At 70.5% G+C, this 22,128-nt stretch carries 23 protein-coding genes and 1 tRNA gene; 13 read left to right on the forward strand and 11 right to left on the reverse strand.

Going from position 1 to position 22,128, the window contains the following annotated elements; genetic code table 11:
- Positions 1 to 4 precede the first annotated feature (4 nt).
- Together AB0N03_RS37145 and AB0N03_RS37150 are read left to right on the forward strand one after the other, a co-directional pair.
- A complete protein-coding gene (locus tag AB0N03_RS37145) occupies positions 5 to 751 on the forward strand; it encodes a glycosyltransferase family protein (RefSeq protein ID WP_364382104.1) in 747 nt (248 codons plus the stop codon).
- A gap of 980 nt (positions 752 to 1,731) precedes the next feature.
- On the forward strand, positions 1,732 to 2,874 hold the full coding sequence (locus AB0N03_RS37150; RefSeq protein WP_364382171.1) for an epoxide hydrolase family protein: 1,143 nt from the start codon (positions 1,732 to 1,734) through the stop codon (positions 2,872 to 2,874).
- Positions 2,875 to 2,931: 57 nt separating this feature from the next.
- Here AB0N03_RS37150 and AB0N03_RS37155 read toward each other — a convergent pair whose 3' ends face one another.
- Positions 2,932 to 3,474: a bacterial proteasome activator family protein gene (locus AB0N03_RS37155; RefSeq protein WP_364382107.1), complete on the reverse strand. Its 543-nt coding sequence runs from the start codon at positions 3,472 to 3,474 to the stop codon at positions 2,932 to 2,934.
- 134 nt (positions 3,475 to 3,608) lie between these two features.
- Between AB0N03_RS37155 and AB0N03_RS37160 the strand changes: the two genes are divergently transcribed.
- Complete coding sequence (locus AB0N03_RS37160; protein ID WP_364382110.1) at positions 3,609 to 4,808, forward strand: cysteine desulfurase-like protein; 1,200 nt, start codon at positions 3,609 to 3,611, stop codon at positions 4,806 to 4,808.
- On the opposite strand, the gene AB0N03_RS37165 is transcribed toward AB0N03_RS37160, so the two are convergent.
- Entirely contained in the window at positions 4,805 to 5,782 is a 978-nt protein-coding gene (locus AB0N03_RS37165; protein WP_364382113.1) for an NAD(P)H-quinone oxidoreductase, read from the reverse strand. The genes AB0N03_RS37160 and AB0N03_RS37165 overlap by 4 nt on opposite strands.
- A gap of 82 nt (positions 5,783 to 5,864) precedes the next feature.
- Here AB0N03_RS37165 and AB0N03_RS37170 point away from each other — a divergent pair, with 82 nt between their 5' ends.
- The gene (locus AB0N03_RS37170) at positions 5,865 to 7,406 is read left to right on the forward strand and encodes a M28 family metallopeptidase (RefSeq protein ID WP_364382116.1); all 1,542 of its coding nucleotides are present in this window, start codon (positions 5,865 to 5,867) and stop codon (positions 7,404 to 7,406) included.
- A 62-nt stretch (positions 7,407 to 7,468) separates the two neighbouring features.
- Here AB0N03_RS37170 and AB0N03_RS37175 read toward each other — a convergent pair whose 3' ends face one another.
- Positions 7,469 to 8,395, reverse strand: a complete 927-nt coding sequence (locus tag AB0N03_RS37175; protein ID WP_364382119.1) for a neutral zinc metallopeptidase — start codon at positions 8,393 to 8,395, stop codon at positions 7,469 to 7,471.
- Between the two features lie 599 nt (positions 8,396 to 8,994).
- Between AB0N03_RS37175 and AB0N03_RS37180 the strand changes: the two genes are divergently transcribed.
- Complete coding sequence (locus AB0N03_RS37180; protein WP_364382121.1) at positions 8,995 to 9,468, forward strand: MarR family transcriptional regulator; 474 nt, start codon at positions 8,995 to 8,997, stop codon at positions 9,466 to 9,468.
- A 35-nt stretch (positions 9,469 to 9,503) separates the two neighbouring features.
- Here the strand turns inward: AB0N03_RS37180 and AB0N03_RS37185 are convergent.
- From AB0N03_RS37185 to AB0N03_RS37195, 3 genes are all read right to left on the reverse strand, one after another.
- Positions 9,504 to 9,590: transfer RNA gene (locus AB0N03_RS37185), tRNA-Ser, on the reverse strand.
- A gap of 64 nt (positions 9,591 to 9,654) precedes the next feature.
- Positions 9,655 to 10,494 carry a patatin-like phospholipase family protein gene (locus AB0N03_RS37190; protein ID WP_364382124.1) on the reverse strand — a complete coding sequence of 280 codons (840 nt, stop codon included), beginning with the start codon at positions 10,492 to 10,494 and terminating at the stop codon, positions 9,655 to 9,657.
- Positions 10,495 to 10,525: 31 nt separating this feature from the next.
- Positions 10,526 to 10,807, reverse strand: coding sequence for a DUF2277 domain-containing protein (locus tag AB0N03_RS37195; RefSeq protein ID WP_364382127.1), 282 nt, complete (start codon positions 10,805 to 10,807; stop codon positions 10,526 to 10,528).
- Positions 10,808 to 10,909: 102 nt separating this feature from the next.
- Between AB0N03_RS37195 and AB0N03_RS37200 the strand changes: the two genes are divergently transcribed.
- A complete protein-coding gene (locus AB0N03_RS37200) occupies positions 10,910 to 11,851 on the forward strand; it encodes an Ldh family oxidoreductase (RefSeq protein ID WP_364382130.1) in 942 nt (313 codons plus the stop codon).
- On the opposite strand, the gene AB0N03_RS37205 is transcribed toward AB0N03_RS37200, so the two are convergent.
- Both AB0N03_RS37205 and AB0N03_RS37210 read right to left on the reverse strand, forming a co-directional pair.
- Positions 11,848 to 12,072 carry an RNA-binding S4 domain-containing protein gene (locus AB0N03_RS37205; protein WP_364382133.1) on the reverse strand — a complete coding sequence of 75 codons (225 nt, stop codon included), beginning with the start codon at positions 12,070 to 12,072 and terminating at the stop codon, positions 11,848 to 11,850. The genes AB0N03_RS37200 and AB0N03_RS37205 overlap by 4 nt on opposite strands.
- Positions 12,073 to 12,089: 17 nt before the next feature.
- A complete protein-coding gene (locus AB0N03_RS37210) occupies positions 12,090 to 12,893 on the reverse strand; it encodes a trypsin-like peptidase domain-containing protein (RefSeq protein WP_364382174.1) in 804 nt (267 codons plus the stop codon).
- A gap of 142 nt (positions 12,894 to 13,035) precedes the next feature.
- Between AB0N03_RS37210 and AB0N03_RS37215 the strand changes: the two genes are divergently transcribed.
- Positions 13,036 to 13,854, forward strand: a complete 819-nt coding sequence (locus AB0N03_RS37215) for an SDR family NAD(P)-dependent oxidoreductase (RefSeq protein ID WP_364382136.1) — start codon at positions 13,036 to 13,038, stop codon at positions 13,852 to 13,854.
- Between the two features lie 133 nt (positions 13,855 to 13,987).
- Positions 13,988 to 14,617, forward strand: coding sequence for a hypothetical protein (locus AB0N03_RS37220; RefSeq protein ID WP_364382139.1), 630 nt, complete (start codon positions 13,988 to 13,990; stop codon positions 14,615 to 14,617).
- A gap of 1 nt (position 14,618) precedes the next feature.
- Here the strand turns inward: AB0N03_RS37220 and AB0N03_RS37225 are convergent, their stop codons facing one another.
- Both AB0N03_RS37225 and AB0N03_RS37230 read right to left on the reverse strand, forming a co-directional pair.
- Complete coding sequence (locus AB0N03_RS37225; RefSeq protein ID WP_364382142.1) at positions 14,619 to 15,278, reverse strand: response regulator; 660 nt, start codon at positions 15,276 to 15,278, stop codon at positions 14,619 to 14,621.
- Positions 15,275 to 16,852 carry a sensor histidine kinase gene (locus AB0N03_RS37230; RefSeq protein WP_364382177.1) on the reverse strand — a complete coding sequence of 526 codons (1,578 nt, stop codon included), beginning with the start codon at positions 16,850 to 16,852 and terminating at the stop codon, positions 15,275 to 15,277. The genes AB0N03_RS37225 and AB0N03_RS37230 overlap by 4 nt, the downstream gene beginning before the upstream one ends.
- 190 nt (positions 16,853 to 17,042) lie before the next feature.
- Here AB0N03_RS37230 and AB0N03_RS37235 point away from each other — a divergent pair, with 190 nt between their 5' ends.
- The 4 genes from AB0N03_RS37235 (at position 17,043) to AB0N03_RS37250 (ending at position 20,736) form a co-directional block, all read left to right on the forward strand.
- Complete coding sequence (locus tag AB0N03_RS37235; protein WP_364382145.1) at positions 17,043 to 17,849, forward strand: ABC transporter ATP-binding protein; 807 nt, start codon at positions 17,043 to 17,045, stop codon at positions 17,847 to 17,849.
- Complete coding sequence (locus AB0N03_RS37240) at positions 17,839 to 18,726, forward strand: ABC transporter permease (protein WP_364382148.1); 888 nt, start codon at positions 17,839 to 17,841, stop codon at positions 18,724 to 18,726. Before AB0N03_RS37235 ends, AB0N03_RS37240 begins: the two co-directional genes overlap by 11 nt.
- 1 nt (position 18,727) lies before the next feature.
- Positions 18,728 to 19,783 (forward strand): ABC transporter substrate-binding protein, encoded by a 1,056-nt coding sequence (locus AB0N03_RS37245; protein WP_364382151.1) that lies wholly within the window; start codon positions 18,728 to 18,730, stop codon positions 19,781 to 19,783.
- 227 nt (positions 19,784 to 20,010) lie between these two features.
- Positions 20,011 to 20,736, forward strand: coding sequence for a G1 family glutamic endopeptidase (locus AB0N03_RS37250; RefSeq protein WP_364382154.1), 726 nt, complete (start codon positions 20,011 to 20,013; stop codon positions 20,734 to 20,736).
- A gap of 1 nt (position 20,737) precedes the next feature.
- Here AB0N03_RS37250 and AB0N03_RS37255 read toward each other — a convergent pair whose 3' ends face one another.
- Positions 20,738 to 21,346, reverse strand: coding sequence for a hypothetical protein (locus tag AB0N03_RS37255; RefSeq protein WP_364382179.1), 609 nt, complete (start codon positions 21,344 to 21,346; stop codon positions 20,738 to 20,740).
- A gap of 454 nt (positions 21,347 to 21,800) precedes the next feature.
- On the opposite strand from AB0N03_RS37255, the gene AB0N03_RS37260 reads away from it, so the two are divergent.
- Positions 21,801 to 22,128 (forward strand): transposase (locus AB0N03_RS37260; RefSeq protein WP_364382182.1); only part of this gene is annotated, 328 nt, incomplete at its 3' end.

Genomic DNA, 22,128 nt, shown 5'->3' on the forward strand with positions numbered 1-22,128 from the left:
CATCATGTCACCCATGCGTGCAGCACCCGTGGTCAACGCCGTCATCCAGGCCCGGTCGTCGTCGACCAGGCTCCCCGGCAAGGTGCTGCGCCCGTTGGCGGGCCGCAGCGTGCTGGGCTGGGTGGTGCGGGCCGCGGCGGCCGCACCCGGCGTCGACCAGGTGGTGGTCGCGACGTCTTCGGACGCTTCGGACGACGACGTCGCTTTTGAAGCCGCTCGCTGTGGAGCCGCGGTGGTCCGGGGTCCCCTCGACGACGTGCTGGGCCGGTTCGCGGTGGCGCTGCGCGAGCACCCCGCCGACGCCGTGATCAGGCTCACCGCCGACTGCCCGCTGCTGGACCCGGCGCTGATCGGCCAGCTCGCGACGCTGTGGCGGGCCCAGCCGTCGCTGGACTACGTGAGCACGACGCTGGTCCGGACGCTGCCGCGTGGCTTCGACGCCGAGCTGGTGCGGGCCGCCGTGCTGGTCGAGCAGGTCTCGACGGCCACCGGGGCGGATCGCGAGCACGTGACTTCGGGGATCTACTCGCAGCCTTCGCGCTACTCGTGCTCCGGAGTCGTGGTGAGCCCGGCGGCCGACGACCTGCGCGTGACGTTGGACACCGCGGAGGACTGGGAGCTGCTGTCCGCGATCGTGGCCGAGCTGGGTGCCGGCGTCGGCGACTGGCGGGCGGTGGTCGCCCTGCTGCGGTCGCGGCCGGACCTGGTGGCGCTGAACGCGCACGTCGAGCAGAAGAAGGTCGGTTCGTGAGGCTGCTCCTGCGCGCGGACGCGTCGGCGTCGATCGGCGCCGGGCACGTCTCGCGGGCGGTCGCCTACGCCGAGCGGGCGGTGGCGCGGGGTTGGCAGGTGGCGTTCTCGGGCCGCGTCGACAACGCGGAATGGCTCGCTTCGCGGTTCGACGAGCTGGGCGTCACGCGGCTCGGTTCTTGGGACGTCTCCGGGTTCGACGCGGTGCTCGTCGACCACTACGGCCTCGGTGACCTGCGTCCTGAGGTCAACGCGGCGGGCGCGCTGCTCGTCTCGATCGAGGACGACGTGTTCGGGCGCCGGCCCGCGGACATCGTCGTGGACTCGGGCTTCGCGCCGGGCCCGCGTCCGGACGACGGCTCGGACGTCCTGCTGCGGGGGATCGCGTACGCGCCGCTTCGGGACGTCGTGCGGTCTACGCGCCGGGTGCTTTCCGGACCGCCGCCGCACGTCACGGTGGCTCTCGGCGGCGGCGACCAGTGGGCGCCGGCGGTCGGGTTGCTGCTTCGCGCGCTTCGCGACACGGAACTGCCGTTCGCGGCGGACGTGCTGGTGCGAGGTAAGCCTTCTTTGCCGGCGTTGCGGCCGGACCAGTCGATCCGGGTCGCGGCGCCGAGCCCCGCGCTGCTGGAGCTGTTCGCGACGACCGACGTCGCGGTGAGCGCGGCCGGGGTGACGTTCGTGGAGCTGTGCTGCCTCGGCGTCCCGACGGCGGCGGTGCGGCTGGTGGACAACCAGGAACCGGGCTACCGGGCCGCGTTGGAGCTGGGCTTGGCGGCCGGGCTCGGCCCCGCGGAGTCCTTGGCGGAGCGGCTGCCGTCGGTGACGGCGGTCTTGCGTTCGCTGTTGTCCGACGTGGCTCTCCGACGCCGGTTGTCGGCGGCGGCTTCGTCCACAGTGGACGGCCTCGGCGTCGATCGCGTGCTGGATCAGGTGGAACCGAGGACCGGATCTGTCCGCGAGGCTTCCTATCGTCGAGGCATGACCTCAGAGATCACGCCGTTCCGCATCGACGTCCCCCAGGCCGCCCTCGACGACCTCCGCGCGCGCCTGGCGAACACGCGCTGGCCCGACCAGCCCGCGGACGCCGGCTGGCGGCTCGGGGCGCCGGTCGACTACGTGCGTGAGCTGGCCGAGTACTGGCGGACGGGCTTCGACTGGCGGGCGCAGGAGGAGCGGCTCAACGCGTTTCCGCAGTTCACGACCGAGATCGACGGCACGAAGGTGCACTTCCTGCACGTGGTCTCCCCGGAGCCGTCCGCGACGCCGGTGCTGCTGACGCACGGCTGGCCGGGCTCGATCGTCGAGTTCCTGGACGTGATCGGCCCGCTGACGGACCCGCGCGCGTACGGCGGCGACCCTTCTTCGGCCTTGACCGTGGTGGTGCCGTCGATCCCGGGCTACGGCTTTTCGGGCCCGACGCCGACGCCGGACTGGGGCCCGGACCGGATCGCGCGGGCGTTCGCCACGCTGATGAGCCGCCTGGGCTACGAGAAGTTCGGAGCTCACGGCGGCGACTGGGGCGCGATCATCTCCCGCGAGCTGGCGGTCCGGTTTCCGGCGCGGGTGCTGGGGATCCACGTGACGATGCTGGCGTCGGCGGTGGCGCGGACAGAGGCGGACCTCTCGGAGTTGCCGGACCAGGAGCTCGGCCGGCGTTCGCTGGAGAAAGGCCAGGCGTTCTCGGCGTCGGGAACGGGCTACGCGATCATTCAGGCGACCAAGCCGCAAACGCTTGCGTACGGCCTGCACGACTCGCCGGCCGGACAGCTGGCCTGGATCGCGGAGAAGTTCCGGTCGTTCTCGAACACCACGGCCGACCTGATCGACCGCGACGACCTGTTGGCGGACGTGTCGATCTACTGGTTCACGGAAACGGCCAACTCATCGGCCCGCCTGTACGCGGCGTTGACGGGCGGCTGGGGAGCACCGCCGGCTTCGAACACGGTCCCGACGGGGGTGGCGGTCTTCCCGGACGACATCGGCCTGCCGATCCGGACACTGGCGGAGCGCACGGACAAGATCGTCCACTGGACGGAGTTCCCGCGCGGCGGCCACTTCCCGGCGCTGGAGGAACCGGACGCGCTGATCGGCGACATCCGGGAGTTCTTCAGCGGCCGGTAGTTGTCCACAGGGGTTGTCCACATCCCCGCCGGTCTGTGGACAACCCCGGGACCACCGTCAGAGGTACTGGCCCCCGGGCCCGTGCGGCTCATGGCCCCCACCGGCGGCCGAAGGCCCGGCCGGCAACCCGCGACGCATCTGCTCGAGCTGCACCCGCGCCGCCATCTGCTGCGCGAACAAAGCCGTCTGGATCCCGCTGAACAGCCCCTCCAGCCACCCCACCAGCTGAGCCTGCGCGATCCGCAGCTCCGCGTCCGAAGGCGTCGAGTCGTCCGTGAACGGGCGGACCAGCCGCTCCAGCTCCTCCTGCAGCTCCGGCGCCAGCGAAGCGGCCAGCTCCTTCACCGACGTCTGGTGGATCTCGCGGACCCTGGTGCGGGACGCGTCGTCCAGCGGGGCCGCGCGGACTTCTTCGAGGAGCTGCTTGATCATCGTGCCGATCCGCATCACCTTCGCGGGCTCTTCGATGAGCTCGCCCACCGCCTCGGCGTGCTCCGCGCCGTCAAGCGGCGAGCCGTCCTGCCCGACTACCACCACGTGGGGTGAAGATTCCTGGTCGGGGTCACCGGCTGTGAAGTTCGGCTCGGTCATGTGCTCCATCCTGGCTCGCGTTCGCCACGCTCCGCGACACCCGCGGGGTGTCCGTCTCCGAGCGTAGCGGCTATCGGGGTTCCCGGTGGCTCTCCACCCAACCCCGGACGCACGGCGAAACCGCACGTCCGTACGGTGTCCCCATGGCGTTCGACGTCGCTCGTATCCGTGGGCTCTTTCCCGCGCTGGGTGACGGCTGGATTCACTTCGACGGCGCCGCCGGAATGCTGGTCCCGGAACAGGTCGCCTCGGCCGTTTCGACGGCGATGCGCGCCCCGGTGTCCGGGCCGGGTGGAGCGTTTCCGGCCTCACAGCGCGCGGAAAGCATCGTGACCGCGGCCCGCCGGGCCGTGGCCGACCTGGTCGGGGCCGACCCGGCCGCCGTCGTGCTCGGGCCGAGCTCGCCGGTGATGCTGCGCCGCCTCTGCGACGCGCTCGCCGAGCGCTGGACGATCGGCGACGAGGTCGTCGTGTCGAGGCTCGACGAACAGGCCAACCTCGCGCCGTGGCAGCGCGCCGCGAAGCGCGTCGGGGCCGTCGTGCGGTGGGGCGAGATCGACATCGAGACCTGCGAACTGCCCGCGTGGCAGTACGAGCAGCTCGTGTCGGCGCGCACGAAGGCCGTCGCGGTCACACTCGCGTCCGGCTCCGTCGGCACCCGGCCGGACGTCCCGACGATCATCGAGTTCGCCAAGCGGGTCGGCGCGCTGGTCGTCGTCGACGCCACCTACGCCGCGCCGTTCCTGCCGCTGGACATCAACGCCCTCGGCGCCGACGTCATGGTCGTCTCCGCCCAGGCCTGGGGCGGCCCTTCGGTGGGAGCGCTCGTCTTCCGCGACCCCGAGCTGATCGAGCGGATCGCGTCGGTCTCGCTCGACCCGATGGCGCGCGGCGCCGCCCGTCTCGAGCTCGGCCCGCACGCCTACCCGCTGCTGGCCGGGCTGATCGCGTCCATCGACTACCTCGCGGGCCTCGACGACGCCGCGTCCGGATCGCGCCGCGAGCGGCTGGTCACCTCGCTGGGCTCGGCGAAGTCCTACCACGCCGGCTTGCTCGCCCAGCTGTCGACGGAACTGTTGTCGTTGCGGCACATCATGGTCATCGGCAACGCCATGCGCCGCATCCCCGCGCTCGCCTTCGCGGTCGCCGGCAAGAAATCGCCCGAGGTCGCCGAGTATCTGGCTTCGCAGGGGCTGTGCGCCTTCGCCGACGACGGTGCGGCCGGCGTCTTCGCGTCACTCGGCGTCGGAGAAGTGGGCGGCGCCGTGCGGATCGGGCTCGCCCACTACTCCAACGTCTTCGAGATCAACCAGCTCGTGCGGGTTCTCGAAGAACTCCGCTAGGACTTCGCGGCCAGCAGGATCTTCCCGAACACGCTGCCCTCTTCCAGGGCCCGGTGCGCGGACGCGGCTTCGGCCATCGGCACGACCTGGCCGACGATCGGCTTGACGAGACCGTCGGAAACCAGCGGCCACAGGCCTTCCCGGACGTCGGCGACGATCGCCGCCTTCTGGTCCAGCGGCCGGAACCGCAGGCCCGCCGCGAACACCGAAGCCCGCTTGCCGAGCAGCGCGCCGACGTTCACCTCGCCCTTGACGCCGCCCTGCATGCCGATGATCACCAGCCGGCCGTCCTGCTGCAGCGCGTCCACATTGCGGCCGAGGTAGGACGCGCCCATGTTGTCGAGGATGACGTTCGCGCCGCCCGTCTCCTTCTTGAGCACCTCGACGAAGTCTTCGTCCTTGTAGTTGATCGCGAGGTCGGCACCGAGCTGGCGACAGCGGTCGAGCCGGTCCGCCGACCCGGCGGTCACCGCGACGGTCGCGCCCAGGGCCTTGCCGACCTGGATGGCGTGCGTGCCGATGCCGCCGGCGCCGCCGTGGACGAGCAGCACTTCGCCTTCGGCGAGCTTCGCGTGCATCACGACGTTCGCCCACACCGTGCAGGCCACCTCGGGCAGCGCGGCCGCCGTGATCAGGTCGATCTCGCCCGGTACCGGCAGCAGCTGCCCGGCCGGGACGACGGCCTTCTCCGCGTAGCCGCCGCCGGAGAGCAGCGCGCAGACCTCGTCGCCGATGGTCCAGCCCTCGACGCCTTCGCCGAGTTCGGCGATCGTGCCCGAGCACTCCAGGCCGATCGTCTCGCTGGCGCCGGGCGGCGGCGGGTAGTGGCCTTGACGCTGCAGGAGGTCCGCCCGGTTCACCGCGCTCGCCGCGACGTCCAGCAGCACCTCGCCGGGGCCGGGTCGCGGATCCGCGACCTCCGCCCACTCGAGAACGTCCGGGTCACCTGGTTCACGGATGGTGATCGCGTACATGTGTCGACTGTATACCGGCTAACGAAGTTCCCGCCGAATGACGCATTGACGTACTACTCATTCGGAACAAAGGTGAGCAACCATGTCACTCTTCAGAAAGAGATTCCTCCCGCCGATGGCCCTGGCCGCCGGCGCGACGCTGGTGCTCGGCCTGACCCCGGCCGCCGCCGCGAACACGGTCCCCGACGGTCCCGCTCTCGCCAAGCAGATTGTCAAGAAGGTCGACGTCAACGGCGTCAACCGGCACCTCATCGCCCTGCAGCGCATCGCCGACACCAACGGCGGCACGCGGGCGGCGAGCACCGACGGCCACAAGAAGTCCGCCGAGTACATCGCGACCAAGCTCGAGGCGGCCGGCTTCCAGGTGACCCGCCAGGAGTTCCCGTTCACCTACTCGGAGACCCTGGCCGAAAAGCTGACCGCGGGCGGCCGGAACGTCCCGGTCATCGCGATGGAGTACACCGTCTCGACGCCGGTCGGCGGCATCACCGCGCCGCTCGCGGTGATCCCGGTCGACGACACCAGCGGCTGCGAGGCCACCGACTACACCGCCGACGTCGCCGGCAAGATCGCGCTGATCAAGCGCGGCGGCTGCTCGTTCGCGCAGAAGCAGGAGACCGCCGCGGCGGCCGGCGCGATCGGCGCCATCGTCTACAACAACACCGACGGCGACCTGAACGGGACCCTGGGGGACCCGGCCGCCGCGAAGATCCCGACGGGGGGCGTGACCGCGGCGAACGGGGCGCAGCTGGCCACCCTCGCCGGGCAGCCGGTGACCCTGGAGCTGCGCGCCTTCCAGGAGGCGCGGACCAGCTACAACGTCATCGCCGAGACCAAGACCGGGCGCAAGGACAACGTCGTGATGCTGGGGTCGCACCTCGACAGCGTCCCGGCCGGCCCGGGCATCAACGACAACGGCACCGGCTCGGCGACCCTGCTCGAGACGGCGCTGCAGCTGGGGAGCAGCCCGAAGGTCAACAACGGCGTCCGCTTCGGCTTCTGGAGCGCGGAGGAGTTCGGCCTGATCGGCTCCACCTACTACGTCGACCAGCTGACCTTCGAGCAGCAGCTCGACATCGCGCTGTACCTGAACTTCGACATGATCGGCTCGCCGAACGCCGGGTACTTCGCCTACGACGGTGACGACTCCGACGCCGTCGGCGCGGGCCCCGGCCCGTACGGCTCGGCGCAGATCGAGAAGACCTTCGTCGACTACCTGCAGGCCGCGCGAGGCGTGTCGCTCGAAGGAACCGACTTCACCGGCCGTTCGGACTACGGCGAGTTCATCGCCGTCGGCATCCCGGCCGGCGGCCTCGACACCGGCGCCGAGGTGCTGAAGACTCCGGCGCAGGCGGCGAAGTGGGGCGGCACGGCCGGCATCGCGTTCGACCCGTGCTACCACCAGGCCTGCGACAACCTGGGCAACATCGACCGGGTCGCGCTCGACCGCAACGCGGACGGCGTCGCCTGGGCCCTCGGCGTCTACGCGACGAGCACCGAGAGCGTCAACGGCGTGCAGCCGGGCAAGAGCAAGACGGCCAAGCAGAAGGCCGCCGACCGCGGCGCTCAGCGGAACTTCTCCGCCCGCGCCGTCGCCGGTGACCCGCACGCGCTGACCGCCTGACAACACAGAAGGGGGCCGTCCCGGGCTGGGACGGCCCCTTCGTCGTCTCACAGTGCCCAGGCCTAGCCCAAGTTGCTGGTGCCGAAGGTGTCGCAGCGGGCCGGTTCGCCGGTCTGGAAGCCGGTGGTGAACCACTTCTTGCGCTGCGCGGACGTGCCGTGGGTGAACTGCGAGCTGTTGACCTGACCGCCGCCGAGCTTGGTCTGGATGTAGTCGTCGCCGATGCGGGACGCGGTGTCCAGCGCGGAGGCGACGTCGTCCTGGGTGACGTCGGTGATCAGCGGCTTGCCGCTCTCGGTCGGCGTCGTCGAGGCGTGGTTGGCCCAGACGCCGGCGTAGCAGTCGGCCTGCAGCTCCAGGCGCACCGAACCCGACGTCGGGCCGGTGCCGGTGCCCTTCTTCGACGTGCCGAGCAGGTTCTGCACGTGGTGCCCGTACTCGTGGGCGAGCACGTACGCCTCGGTGAAGAGACCGCCCTGCGCGCCGAAGCGGGTCTTCAGCTCGTCGAAGAAGGAGAGGTCGATGTAGACCTCGGAGTCGGCCGGGCAGTAGAACGGCCCGGTGTCGGAGGTCGCGCTGCCGCAGCCGGTGCGCACGCCGCCGTTGAAGAAGTTCGTCGGGGCCTTCCGGTAGGTCGAGCCGGAGCGCGCGAACTGCTGCGTCCAGTAGTCCTGGACGGAGTTGACGATCGCGACGATCGCGCAATCGTGGTTCTTGTTGGCGTCCGCGCCGGTCCGGCACTCGCTGGACAGCTTCGAGTTGTCGACCTGCTGGCCGGAGCCGACGCTGCCGAGACCGCCGCTCAGACCGCTGCCGCCGGTGCTCACCCCGCCGAGCTGGGAGAGCACGAAGTAGATGATCAGCCCGACGACGCCGAGCCCGCCACCGCCGAGCGCAACGCGGCCGCCGATCCCGCCGCCGCCTCCACCGCTTCCGCGCAGGTCCTGGACTTCGGAGGCGTCCAGGCCGGCGTTGTCGTCGAATCTCACCGGCAAATGGTAACGAGCCTGGGTGCGGCCGTCGCGCTGGCGGCCACACCCAGGCTCTGTACCGAGGTTGTGTCTTTGGTCGGCGGTTGGCCGCGACCGGGCCGGCGTTCAGGCGCTGTCATCACGACTGCCGAGGTCGTGACCGGATACAGGCCCGATCGACGCCGTATGCGTGAACGCATGGAAGCCCGAGTGGTGCTGTTCACGGTGAGGATTGCTGTGCCGTCGGCCGGCGCATCACTTCCGACAAACCCCGCGTCTGTGCGTGGGGTGCACCGGCCTGACCACAACGACCCTCAAGTCGCGCCCGGCCCGTTCTTGAGCCGTTCCGGTCGCGGGGACACAGCGGGCGGTCAACCGCGAGAATCACCCGCCACGCAACCACCTGACCTCTCCCGGCGGGGAGCCGGGGCCGGCGCGTCACCGTCGCCGCGCCATACCCTGGCCGACCATCCGCAGACAAGCAGAATGCGCCTTTTCCGGCCGAGTCTCAACCTTTTCGTAACCCCACCTTCGGGCGATGTTGCGACGGCATTTTTACCGGCATCCAGTTCGGACTCGGACCGCGCGGTCCCTTGATCAGCGTTCTAGGCTGCCTTATGACCGAGGAGCGGCCTGTGCGTTGGTTGAACGAAGCCGAGATGGCGGCGTGGCGCTCCTACATCGTGGCGACCTTGAAACTGCGGCAGGTGCTGCACCGCGAGCTGGCCGACCGGCACGACGTGTCGCTGACCGACTACGAAGTGCTCGTCTGCCTGGAGATGCAGGCCGAGCAGCGGATGCGGATGTCGGAGCTGGCGGTGCTGATGGGGTCCACGAAGAGCCGGCTGTCCCACCAGGTCGGCCGGCTCGAGGACGCGGGCATGGTCCGGCGCGTGCGCGACCCGGAGGACAAGCGCGGTGTCATCACGGAGCTGGCCGAGGAAGGCAGGGCCCTGCTGGGAAAGGCGGCGCCGACCCACGTGGAAGGGGTGCGCGAGCACCTCATCGACCTGCTGAGCCCCGAGGAGCAGGCGACGATCGCCGCGGCGTTCGACCGGGTGCTGGGCCACCTGTCCGAGGTGGAGGGCTGACCCGGGCGCGGCTACCCCGCGCCCGGGGCCCGGAGCGGTAGCGGTGGGATTCGAACCCACGGAGAGGTTGCCCCCTCGCATGTTTTCAAGACATGTTCCTTCGGCCGCTCGGACACGCTACCTCGCTCCACGAGGGTAGCCGACGGCGTCCGGGCGCTCCCCGGCGTGGGACGGTCCGGCCGCGGCCTACTGCCAGGTGAGGGTCAGCGCCGCACCCTGCGCGCGCCCCGCCTCGGCGGCCGGCGTCCGGGTCGACGGGGCCAGCGGGTTCTCGCCGATCGCCGCCAGCGACGCCTCGTCCGGGGTGATCAACGCGACCTCCGCGCCCGCCGCGCGCAGGTCTTCCAGCACCGTCAACAGCGGCTTCTCCATCGGCAGCGGGGAATCCGCCCCCAGCGGCGACACCACCGTGACGCGGGTGCAGCCCGCCGCGTAGTCGGCGTTCTCGGCCGAGCGGACGCCGCCGTCGACGTACCGGCGGCCGTCGATCGTCACCGCCGGCCAGATGCCCGGGACCGCGCAGCTCGCCGCCACCGCGTCGACCAGGGACGCCCCGGACGCGCGGTCGAAGCGGCGTGGCTCGCCGGTCTCCGCGTCGACCGCCACGATCAGCAGGCGCTGCTCCGGCCACTCGTGCACCGGCAGCCGCGCCTCGATCACGGCGCGACGGTCCACTTCGGACACCGTCTCGGCCGCCAGCGCGAGCCGGCCCACCGCGCGCCGGACCTCGGCCGGCGACGTCGAGCCGGTGACCGCGCCGCCGAAGTCGGCCGCGAACTTCTCGAAGTCGATCTCGGCGGGGATCTCCGGCGTCTGACGCGCCGGGTCCGCCTGCCGCGCGAACAGCTCCGCCAGCGGAACCCCGCTGGTCACCTGCGCCGCGACGGCCGCACCCGCGGACGTCCCGACGAGCAGGTCCGCACCGGTCAGGTCCTGGCCGTGGCCGGCCAGCCCGGTCAGCAACCCCGTCGTCCACGCGATCCCGGCGACCCCGCCGCCGCCCAGCACCAAACCCTGTCCGCCCATGCGGCCAGCTTAGCGACGGGGTCCGACAGTTTCAGGAGCTCTTGAGCGCCTTGGCCGCGATCCGCGCCTGCACCTCGGGGCGCCGCAACGGCGGGACGGTCGGCGGCGGCTGGCGGCGTTCCGGCAGCTGCTCCAGCAGCCGCGTGGTGATCTCCGTGATCTCGGCGACCGCCGCTTCGAACGGTTCGCGCGTCGCGTCCGACAGCGACTGCACGCCGGTCACCTTGCGGACGTACTGGCGGGCCGCGGCCTCGATCTCCTCGCCCGTCGCGGACGGCTGGAGCCCTCGGAGGGTGGTGATGTTTCGGCACATGCCGACCAGGGTACGACTCTTCGGAGGTTTCGATCACACGGTCGGGTAGGCCCGGGCCCACCTCGTTGACGCCGGATCCCGCCGTTGGGCAGTGTCGGGGAAGTGCCTCTCAGACCGCGTCCCTTCCGCTCCGCCCGCCCCGAACCCGTGCTCGCCGAAGAAGGAACGCCCGAAACCCCGATCCCGGAACAGGCCTGGCCGCGCGTGCGGGCCGATGAGCTGGTCACCCTCGTGGCGCACGTCTTCGCCGCCCACGGCTTCCCGGAGCCGCGCGCCCGCATCGCCGCGGAGGCCCTCTGCCACGGCGACCTGACCGGCTCGCCGGAAACCGGCGTCGCCGACCTGACCCGGGTCCACCTGCCGATGCTGAAGACCGGGCACGTCGTGCCGCACGCCGAGCCGCTGATGATCGCCGACCGTGGGGCCGCCGCGCTGCTCGACTACCGCCGCGCCTCCGGGCTGTGGGCGGTCGGCGACGCGATGGACCGGGCGGTGACGCGGGCCGGCCGGTTCGGCGTCGGGCTCGTCTCGCTGCGCGGTGTCGGGCCGTTCGGCCGGGCCGGGCACCACGCCGCGCGGGCGTTGCCGCACGCGATGATCGGGCTGGTGCTCGCCGCGGGCGGCGAGCCCGGCCAGCCGATGAACCCCCTGGGCATGGCCGCGCCCGGGGGCGCGTACCCCGAGTTCGTCTTCGACATGGACCGCTCCGGCTCGGAAGGCGCCGGGCTGACGCTGCTGGTCGAGGTCCTCGCCGGGGTGCTCTCCGGCGTGGCCGACCACGAGCACGACACGGGCCTGCTGGTGCTGGCGATCGCGCCGACGACGCTGCGCAGCGCCGACGGCTTCTACCGCGCGGCCAGCGCGCTCTTCGGCAGCATGCTCGGCTGGGATGGCGGCGCGCCGATCCGCTACCCCGGCTGGCGCGAGGCCCAGCACCTGGAGCAGTGCCGGGCGCTGGGGGTGCCGCTGTCCGGCCCGGTGCGCCGCGAGCTGGACGCGCTGGCGGCGTCGATCGGCCTGCCGCCGCTGACCAGCGTGGGTTAGCGCACCAGGACGACCTTGCCGCGGTTACCGCTGACCGCCACGACGTCGCCGTCGGTCAGCTGGCGGCCGCGGCGGGTCTCGACCTCGTCGTTGACGGTGACCTCCTCCGCGTCGAGCAGGTCCTTCGCGTGGGAGCCGTCTTCGGCGAGGCCGGCCAGCTTGAGGAACTGGCCGAGCCGGATCGGCTCGCCGGTGATCGGTACGTCGACGGGGTCGCTCATACCCCGCATCATGCCGTTCAGGTGCGGGCGGTCGTCTGCCGGTACAGCGCCTGCACGTCCGTGTCGAAGTAGCTCGAGTACGACGTGTCCGGGTCGTCGCCGCCGTACTCGAAGCCGCCGATGACGCCGATGACCGTGCCGAGGTGGGTCTTCGGGTCCGGCGCGGTGACCCACGGGCCGCCGCTGGTGCCCGTCGGGAAGCCCGCGCAATCCACCTTCAGCTGGTAGGTGTCCTGCCGGCTCGTCGTGTTGCGGCAGACGGCCGGGACCTCGGAGTCGTCCGGGTAGCCGGTGAGCGTGATGGCCTGTTCGAACTCGGTGCCCGTCGCGAGGGTGTTCGCGCCGACCAGGCTTTCCAGGGGTTTCGCGGCCCCGGCCTGGTGGGCGGTGGCGAAGCCGACGTCGAGGTCCGGGTCCGACGACGCACTCCAGCCGGGCGCGACGAGCTCGTCGGACACCGTCCAGAAGCCGAACGGCGCGACGCCGTCGTGGTAGGCGGGCGCGAACGTGACGCCGGCGAGGTAGCCGCCGCCCTCGCCGTCGTGGATGCAGTGGGCCGCGGTCAGCAGCACGTCGCCCTGGTCGCTGTGGACGACGCTGGCGGTGCAGTAGTGCGAGCCGTCGAGGAACAGCGCGCCGACCGCCGGGCTGGACACCGCGGGCAGGTCCGGCGTCGACGCCGGCGCCGCTTCGCCGACCCCGGCGTCCGGAGCCGATGCGTTCGCCGACCGCGGCTGCCGGGCCGCGAAGACCACGAAGGCCGCGCCGAGCAGCAGGACCGCGGCGAGGGTGAGCAGGACGGCGGGCCGCCGCACGGGCATCGCCTCCTCGTCGTACTCGCCCCCGGGTTTCGTCCCCATCACCTTAAGGCGCCACACCGACACGATCGGCACACCCACAGCAAGCTCACAGCCGCTAATGTCCGTAACTCGTGGGTAACACTGTGTAGGACCTGGAGGGCCGATGAAGCAGTTCGCGGACAAGGTCGTGGTGGTCACCGGGGCGGGCTCGGGGATCGGGCGGGCGCTGTCGCTCGAGTTCGCCCGGCGCGGGGCGCGTGTCGCGCTGTCCGACGTCAACGCCGCGAACGCCGAGGAGACGGCGAAGCTGGCCGGCGACAACGCCCGCGCGTACGTCCTCGACGTCGCCGACCGCGCCGCCGTGCTCGCCCACGCCGAAGAGATCGCGGAGGAATTCGGCCGCGTCAACGTCGTCGTGAACAACGCCGGCGTGGCGCTCGGCGCGACCGTCGAAGAGATGACGTTCGAGGACTACGACTGGCTGATGGGGATCAACCTCGGCGGCGTCGTGAACGGTACGAAGGCCTTTCTGCCGCACCTGATCGCTTCCGGCGACGGGCACGTCGTGAACATTTCCAGCGTCTTCGGCTTCGTCGGCGTGCCGACGCAGAGCGCGTACAACGCGGCGAAGTTCGCGGTCCGCGGATTCACCGAAGCACTGCGCGAAGAAATGCTGATCGCGCGCCACCCGGTCGGGGTCAGCTGCGTGCACCCCGGCGGGATCAAGACCAACATCGTGCGCAACTCGCGAAGTGGCGCCGACGACCAGGAGAAGGCCGCGCAGGGCTTCGAACGGATCGCGAGGACGACGCCGGAGAAGGCGGCACAGACGATCCTGCGCGGGATCGAGAAGAAGTCGGCGCGGATCCTCATCGGACCGGACGCCTACGTCATCGACGCCATCCCGCGCGTGCTCGGCTCGGCCTACCAGCGGCCGCTCGCGGTGCTCGCGCGCAGGGGACTCAAGCAGATGGAAAGCTGAATCGCTTTCAGACTACGACTTTCGGGTTGCCTTGCCGGAGCACGCTTCACTCAATGGAGTTGCGTTTCTGACAGGGCCGTCCGAAATGGTCCAGAATGCGTGGGGTCCGTGAGCCCCGTCCCGGAGGTCCCCGATGCTTCGCACCGCACAGCGCAGTGCGACCCGTCCGTCCAGCGCCCGCACCGCGGTCGAGTTGCTCGACCGCACCGGCATCGTCGCGGCGAGCCTGCCCCGGCGCCGCCGCACCGATGACGACGTCGCGGCCGTCGAGCCGATCTACACCCGGCCGCCGGTGTGCGACCAGGACCTGCGCCCGAAGTCCGTGGTGATCCGGCGCCGCGCCCGCACGTGGCTCGGCGGCGGCGCCGCGGTGCTGCTCGTCGCGGTCGGCTGGCTGGCCGGCGGGATGGTCACCGGGAGCCTGTTCGCCTCGGACCGCGACAACGTGGCGCAGCTCGACTCGCGCCCGGCCGTCGCCGAGGCGCCGGCGCCCGAGGTCCCCCAAACCCCGCAGGCGCCGGTCGCGACGCCGGCCCCGACGACCGTGTTCGTGCCAGTGCCCGCCAAGCCGGCCACGAAGCAGGTTCAGGCGCAAGCGAAACCGCAGCCGAAGAAGGCCGTGCCGGAAGAAGACGAGGCGCGCGTCGACCTGCCTTCGCCGGCGCCGACGTCGGCGAACCCGGTGCAGTCCTGGGTGAACGTGGCCGAAAGCATGATGCAGCAGTACCAGTACCGCGCGGAGACGACGACCACCCGCCGCTGATTCAGACGCCGGACCAGCGGTATTCGTGCTCCGGGCGCCCGGTGGCGCCGTAGCGCAGGCGCATCCGGACGGTGCCCGACTCGGCCAGCGCCGTGAGGTACCGCTGCGCCGTCGCGCGCGCCATGCCCAGCTCACCGGCGACCTCCGCGGCCGACAGCGGGCGCCCCGCCCGGCGCAGCTGTTCCGAGACGAGGCGGGACGTCGCCGTCGACTGGCCCTTCGGCGCCGACGTGCGGTCCTGGTCGTGCAGCACCCGGTACGCGCGGTCGACGTCGTCCTGGCCCATCGCGCGGTCTTCGGCGAGCAGGCCGCGGAAGCGCGCGTACGACGTCAGCCGTTCCGCGAGCTGGCGCGTGGTGAACGGCTTGATCAGGTAGTTCAGCGCGCCGGCGCGGATCGCCGCCGCCACCGACGCGCTGTCGGTCGCCGCGGATAGCACGATCGTGTCGGTCTGCAGCTCCGGCAGCACCGCGAGGCCGGACTCGTCGGGCAGGTAGACGTCGAGCAGGATCAGGTCCGGCGCGAGCTCCCGGACGCGGGCGCGGGCCTCCGCCGCGGTGTGGGCGGTGCCGACCACCGCGAAGCCGTCGACCTCCTCGACGAACCCGGCGTGCACCCCGGCGACGCGGAAGTCGTCGTCGACGATGAGCGTGCGGATCATCCGTCCTCCGTCAGCATTCCGGGCAGTTTCGCGACGAACAGAGCACCCGTCTCGCCGTCGCCGGGGCCGGCCAGCCAGACGTCGCCACCGCGCGCCCGCGCGGCTTGGCGGGCCAGCGCCAGCCCGAGTCCGTGGCCGGGCGCGATCTTCGTCGAGACGCCTTCGTCGAACAACGTCCGTCGCAGGTCTTCGGGCACCCCGGGCCCACTGTCCACAACGGACAGGTGGAGCGTCCCGCCCTCGGCGAGCAGGCTGATCTCGACGGTCGCCGGCCGCCGCGGGCCCATCCGGGCGGCGTGCAGCGCGTTGTCGACGAGGTTGCCGATCACGGTGTTCGCGGCGATCGGGTCGGTCACGGTCGTCGGCACCCAGGTGTCGTCGGCGAGCTTGAGCGTGAGGCCCTTTTCTTGCGCCTGCTCGGTTTTCGCCACGAGCAGCGCCTGCAGGTACGGGTCGGCGACGGCGTCCCCCAGCTCGCTCGGCCGCGCCGACGACGAGTCGGTGAGCGTCTGCAGGTACTCGACGGCCTCGGTGTGGTGGCCGAGCTGGAGCAGCCCGTAGAGCGTGTGCAGCCGGTTCGCGAACTCGTGGCGCTGGGCGCGCAGGCCGTCGGACAGCACGCGGATGCCGTCCAGCTCGCGGGTGAGCGTGTCGAGGTCGGTGCGGTCGCGGAAGGTCAGCACGGTGCCGATGTCCCGCTCGTCGAGTTGCACAGCCCGGCTGTTGATGACGAGCACCCGGTTTCCGGCCACCGCCAGGAGGTTGTCGACCGGCAGTCCTTCGGCGACGGCCTTGTGCACCCGCGGGCTGAGTTCCAGCTCCGCCAGCGCCGCGCCGATCGGCAGTTCGGTGCCGAGCAGGCGTTCGGCTTCGTCGTTGCGCACCGAGACGCGGTTCGCCTCGTCGACCGCCAAGACGCCTTCGCCGATCCCGTGCAGCACGGCTTCGCGTTCGTAGAGCAGCTCGGTGAGTTCGTGCGGTTCGAGGCCGTGCGTGACGCGTCGCAGCCGCCGGTTCAGCAGCGCCGACGCGCCCGCGCCGAGCAGCAGCGCGCCGCCCGCGAACAGCAGTGTGTAGACCAGCAGCTGGTAGAACGCGCCGGTCGGATCGGCCACGTCGAACCCGACGCTCACCTCGCCGACCACGCGCGTGCCCTGCCAGATCGGCGTCTTGCTGCGCACGGACAACCCGAGGGTGCCGCTCTGCACGGCGCTGATCTCGTCGAACCCGGCGAGGGCCCGGTCCGCCGGGGTGCTGACCCTCTTGCCGATCTCGCTCGCCGTCGGGTGGGCCAGCCGGATGCTGTTGTTGTCGGTGATCACCACGAACAACGCGTCGGTCCGCGCGCGCACGGCCAGCGCTCGCTCCTGCAGTGCCCCGCCGCGGAGCTTCGCGGCGGTGTCGGCGACCACGACCGGATCCGCCGCCACGGACTGGGCGATGGCCAGTGCACGGCGGCCGTACTGGTCGTTGAGGGTGTTTCGCAGCAGGACGCTGACCAGCGCCACCCCGATCCCGACGACCAGGGCGACCACGCCGATCTGCAGCAGCAGCACCTGCCTGCTGAACCGCATCCGCGGGAAGAGCGCCCACTTTGGCATGGCTGGGAACATACCCCCAGGTCAAGACCGTGCGCTAAATGAGCGAAACATTCAGAACGCACAGCTCGCGCGGAGAACGTCGACAAGCTTCACCTGGCCGCCACGCCTGCTTAACGTGCCTCCCAACGTGACCCCCACCACGTGACGAAGGAGTCACCTCCCCATGGTTCCCCCACTGATCGAACTCACCGGAGCCACCAAACGGTTCCCGAGCGGGTCCGGTTCCGTGCACACGGCCGTCCGCGACCTGACCATGACCGTCCAGCCCGGCGAGTTCGTCGCCGTCGTCGGCCCCACCGGCTGCGGCAAGTCGACGACGCTCTCGCTGGTCTCGGGGCTGCAGCCGCCGTCCGCCGGCCGGGTGCGGGTGAACGGCGAGGACGTGAAGTCCATCCCCGACGGCGTCGGCTACATGTTCCAGACCGACGCCGTGATGCCGTGGCGTTCGGTGCTGGAGAACGTCGCCTCCGGGCCGCGCTTCCGCGGGGTGCCGAAGGCCGAGGCTCGCGCGCAGGCCGTCGACTGGATCGCCCGCGTCGGGCTCGCCGGGTTCGAGAAGTACTACCCGCACCAGCTCTCCGGCGGCATGCGCAAGCGCGTCGCGCTGGCCCAGACGCTCGTCACCAAGCCGAAAATCATGCTGATGGACGAGCCGTTCTCGGCGCTGGACGTCCAGACGCGGGCCCTGATGCAGGACGAGCTGCTGCGGCTGTGGTCGGGGTCCGGTGCCGCGGTGATCTTCGTGACGCACGACCTCGACGAGGCGATCGCGCTGGCGGACAAGGTCGTCGTGCTGACGTCGTCGCCGGCCACCGTGAAGGACGTCTTCGAGATCCCGCTGGAGCGGCCGCGGAAGGTCGAGGAGCTGCGGCTCACCGAGGAGTTCCGCAAGCTCTACGCCGACATCTGGGAATCACTGCGCAGCGAGGTCGACAAGGCCCGTGAGAAGGGAGCGAGCAATGTCGCTTGAGACGCCGGCGGCCACGTCCGCACCCTTGCCGGTCCTGGAGACCGAGCAGGACATCCTGGCCCGCGCCAAGCAGGCTTCTTCCCGGCGCAAGCGCAACATCTGGCTGCTGCGCCTGGCGATCGTCGTCGTCTGGCTGGGCAGCTGGGAGCTGACCGCGACGTACTGGATCGACCCGTTCTTCTACTCGAAGCCGTCGAAGATCTGGGAGCGGCTCGTCGAGTGGTTCAGCGCCGGGACCGACTTCGGTTCGATCTGGTACCAGATCCTGGTGACCGTCGAGGAGGCCGCGATCGGCTTCGTCATCGGCGCCATCGCCGGTGTCGTGTTCGGCGTCATCCTCGGCCGCAGCTCCTACCTCGCGCAGGTGCTCGCGCCGTTCATCAAGGCCGCCAACGCGTTGCCGCGCATCGTGCTCGCCGCGCTGTTCGTCATCTGGTTCGGGCTCGGGCTGTCGTCGAAGGTCGCGACCGTCGTCGTGCTCGTGTTCTTCGCGGTGTTCTTCAACGCCTTCACCGGCGCCCGTGAGGTCGACCGGAACCTGATCGACAACGCCCGCATCCTCGGCGCGACGCGCGGTCAGGTGCTGAAGTCGATCGTGCTGCCGAGCGCGACGTCGTGGATCCTGTCGTCGCTGCACGTCGCCTTCGGGTTCGCGCTGATCGGCGCGGTCGTCGGGGAGTACACCGGCGCGAAGGCCGGCATGGGCTTCCTGATCGCCAACGCACAAGGCACGTTCGACACGGCGGGCGTGTACGCCGGCATGCTGATCATCACCGTGGTCGCGCTGCTCGCGGAGTGGGGCATCAGTTCGCTGGAAGGCAGGCTGCTGCGGTGGCGCCCGCCGTCCGCCGCCGACGTCGCGCACGGAGTGGTCTGACATGCGTCTGAAGAGGACAGTCGGCGTGGTGGCCGCGCTCGCGGTCACCTTGGCCGGGGTCACGGCGTGCCGCGACTCGCGGGAGATCTCCCTCGGGGACACCGGTCAGCCGCACATCAAGATCATGATCGGTGGCATTTCGAAGGTCATCTACCTGCCCGGCCAGCTGGCGCAGCAGATCGGTGCGTACAAGCGCCAAGGGCTCGACGTCGAGCTGTTCGACCAGCCGTCGGGGGCCAACGCCGAGACGTCGCTGCTGGCGGGCGAGGTGCAGGGGGTCGTCGGGTTCTACGACCACACGATCGACCTGCAGGCCAAGGAGCAGTGCATCCAGAGCGTCGTGCAGTTCGCGAACGTGCCGGGCGAGGCCGAGATGGTCGCCACCGGCAAGGCGGGCGAGATCCGCTCCGGCGCGGACTTCAAGGGCCGCAACCTGGGTGTCACGTCGCTGGGTTCGTCGACGGACTTCCTGACGAAGGCGCTGGCCGCGCGTGGCGGCGTCAGCTCGAAGGACTACACGCCGGTCAAGGTCGGCGCCGGGCAGACGTTCATCTCGGCGATGAACCAGGGGTCGATCGACGCCGGGATGACGACGGACCCGACCATCGCGCAGCTGACGAACACCGGCCAGGCGAAGGTGCTCTACGAAATGCGCACGGTCGAAGGCACGAAGGCTGCTTTGGGCGGTTTGTACCCGGCCAGTTCGCTGTACATGGGGTGCGAAATCGTGAAGCGGTACCCGGACATCGTGCAGAAACTGGCCAACGCGTACGTCGAAAGCCTGAAGTGGATTTCGACGCACACGCCGGAACAGGTCGCCGACATCATGCCGCCGTCGTTCGCCGGCGGGGACAAGGCGCTGTACGTGAAGTCGTTGAAGGACAGCCTGCCGATGTTCACGAAGGACGGCCGGATGGACCCGGCGGGCGCGCAGAACGTCCTGAAGGTGCTGGGTGAGTCGTCCAGCAACGTGAAGCCGAAGAAGGACAAGATCGACCTGTCGCAGACGTACACGACGAAGTTCGTGGACGCGGCTCGCGCGCAGGTCCAGCAGTAGCCCCGCTCACCTGACCGGGCGGTTGGTGAGCGACATGACCCGTGAAGGCCTCTTCCCCCGCGGAGGCCTTCACGGGTCTTTTCGTTCAATCGGGTAGAAATCCGGCAAATTGGTGAGTATTTCCCGGAAAGTTAAGACCCTTCGAAAGTAGCTACCTTCTTTTTGGTGTGGCTCCAACACTTGGGGACACGGTTTTCCCGGTCCCCATCGGTGAACGGAGTCCCCGCATGTCCAGAATCCTTGCGTCGCGCGCTGTCCGCGTCCTCACGGCGGTTGCCGCGGCTGCTGCCGGCTTGGCCGTCTCGGGCACGGCCCACGCCGCGGTCGAGTACGGCTCACACTCTTTTAATGCGCAGAGCCACGGGCACCAGTTCTCCGGCGGCAACTGGGGCGGTTACGTCAGCTTCGGCAGCTTCACCACGGCGACGGCGAGCTGGACCGAACCGTCGGTGACGTGCCGGTCGAGCAACGACCTGTTCGCGCCGTGGGTCGGCATCGACGGCGACGGATCGTCCACAGTGGAGCAGACCGGCGTCGAGACGGACTGCTCCAGCGGCCGGGCGGTGTACTCGGCCTGGTACGAGATGTACCCGGCCGCGCCGGTGTACTACAACGTGTCGGTCAGCGCGGGTGACCAGATCACCGCGACGGTGACGCGCACCGCCACGAACACCTACCGGCTGGACCTTTCCGACACGACCAAGGGCTGGACGAAGACGACGACGAAGTCGCTGACGTCGAAGCACGCGTCGGCGGAGGCGATCATCGAGTCGCCGACCGACTCCTACCCGACGATCTCCGGCGGCATCAAGTTCACCGGCGTCAAGTTCAACGGGACGAACCTGGCCTCGACCGGCCCGTCCGCGCTGAACGCCGACGACCGCGGCACGAACACCTGGATCCCGGGCGCGATCGGCTCGGACGGCCAGAGCTTCACGATCTCGCGGCACTGAGCTACTTCAGGTTGTTGATCGCCCACGCGACCACCATCACCGCCAGCACCAGCGAGACGACGGCCTGCAGCATCATCGTCATCTTCGCCCAGATCCGCAGGGGCATGACGTCGGTGGGGCTGAAGGCGGCCGCGTTGGTGAAGGAGAAGTAGAGGTAGTCCAGGTAGGACGGTTCCCAGTCCTGGTGCGCCAGGTCCGGGTCGGCCATCTGCGGGAACTGCAGGTCGGGGAACTCGGCCCGGCCTGCGGCCCGCCGGCCCGGGCCGCCGCGGTCGAACTCCCAGTACCAGAGGGAGAAGGCGACGACGTTCGTCCAGTAGACGATCCCGCCGGTGACCAGCACGGCCCCGGCGCGATCGCCGATGGAGCTGGTGACGATGCCGTAGACGAGCTGCACCGCGGACGCGCCGTTCACCGCGGTGACGGCCGCGACCAGCAGCAGCGAGATGACCCGTTCGACGGCGCTGAACTGCGACATCCGGCCCGGGTTGACCAGCAGCAGCGCGACGACGAGCAGCCCGGAGACGGCGGGCAGCAGCCACTTGGGGTGCAGCGCCATGTCATCGGGCAGGGCGACCTGCAGAACGAGCGTGGCGACGACGACGCCCATCGCGGGCCACCGGGTCTCGCCGGAGGTCCGCCGGCGCCACGCGGGAAGGGCTGCTTCAGTCACGCGCTCAAGGTAAAGCGGTCACCGCGGGCCCGCCAGTGAGCCCGGCCGAGGACATGAACGACTCGTTCATGTCGCCAGACGTCATGAACGACCCTAATCAGTTCTGGGAGTGAGTTATCCGGCACACTCCTGGTCGGTAGCCGGCTGGCAGGTGAGCACTCGTGGACCCTGGACGCGTGAGTCCTGGTGAAAGACCGTGTCCCTGTCGGGTGGCTGGGAGAATGTGATCGCTGCTGGGATGTCGTGCTGCGCGTGGTGGTGGCGTGAGCACTGTGTGATTAGGTCGCTGATGGTTCTCCCCGCCGGCTGCTCAGGGTGATCGGGATCGGGAGGATCGGTGCGGCTGTTCGTAGGAGACGACTGGGCTGAGGACCATCACGATGTGGAGGTGATGGACGGTTCCGGGCGTCGGTTGGCCAAGGCCCGGCTGCCCGAAGGCGTGACGGGGATGGCCCGGTTGCACGTGATGATCGGCGAGCTGGCCGCCGACGACGCCGACGAGGACGTGGAGGTGCTGGTCGGGATCGAAACCGACCGCGGCCCCTGGGTCGCAGCGCTGGTCGCTGCCGGATACACGGTGCTGGCAGTCAACCCGTTGCAAGCGGCCCGCTTCCGCGACCGGCTGGGTGTCTCCGGCGCCAAAAGCGACGCCGGTGACGCGCATGTGCTGGCCGACATGGCCCGCACTCACGCCCACGAGCTGCGGCCGGTCGCCGGTG

It is taken from the genome of Amycolatopsis sp. NPDC051061 (assembly GCF_040682935.1).
Taxonomy (GTDB): domain Bacteria; phylum Actinomycetota; class Actinomycetes; order Mycobacteriales; family Pseudonocardiaceae; genus Amycolatopsis.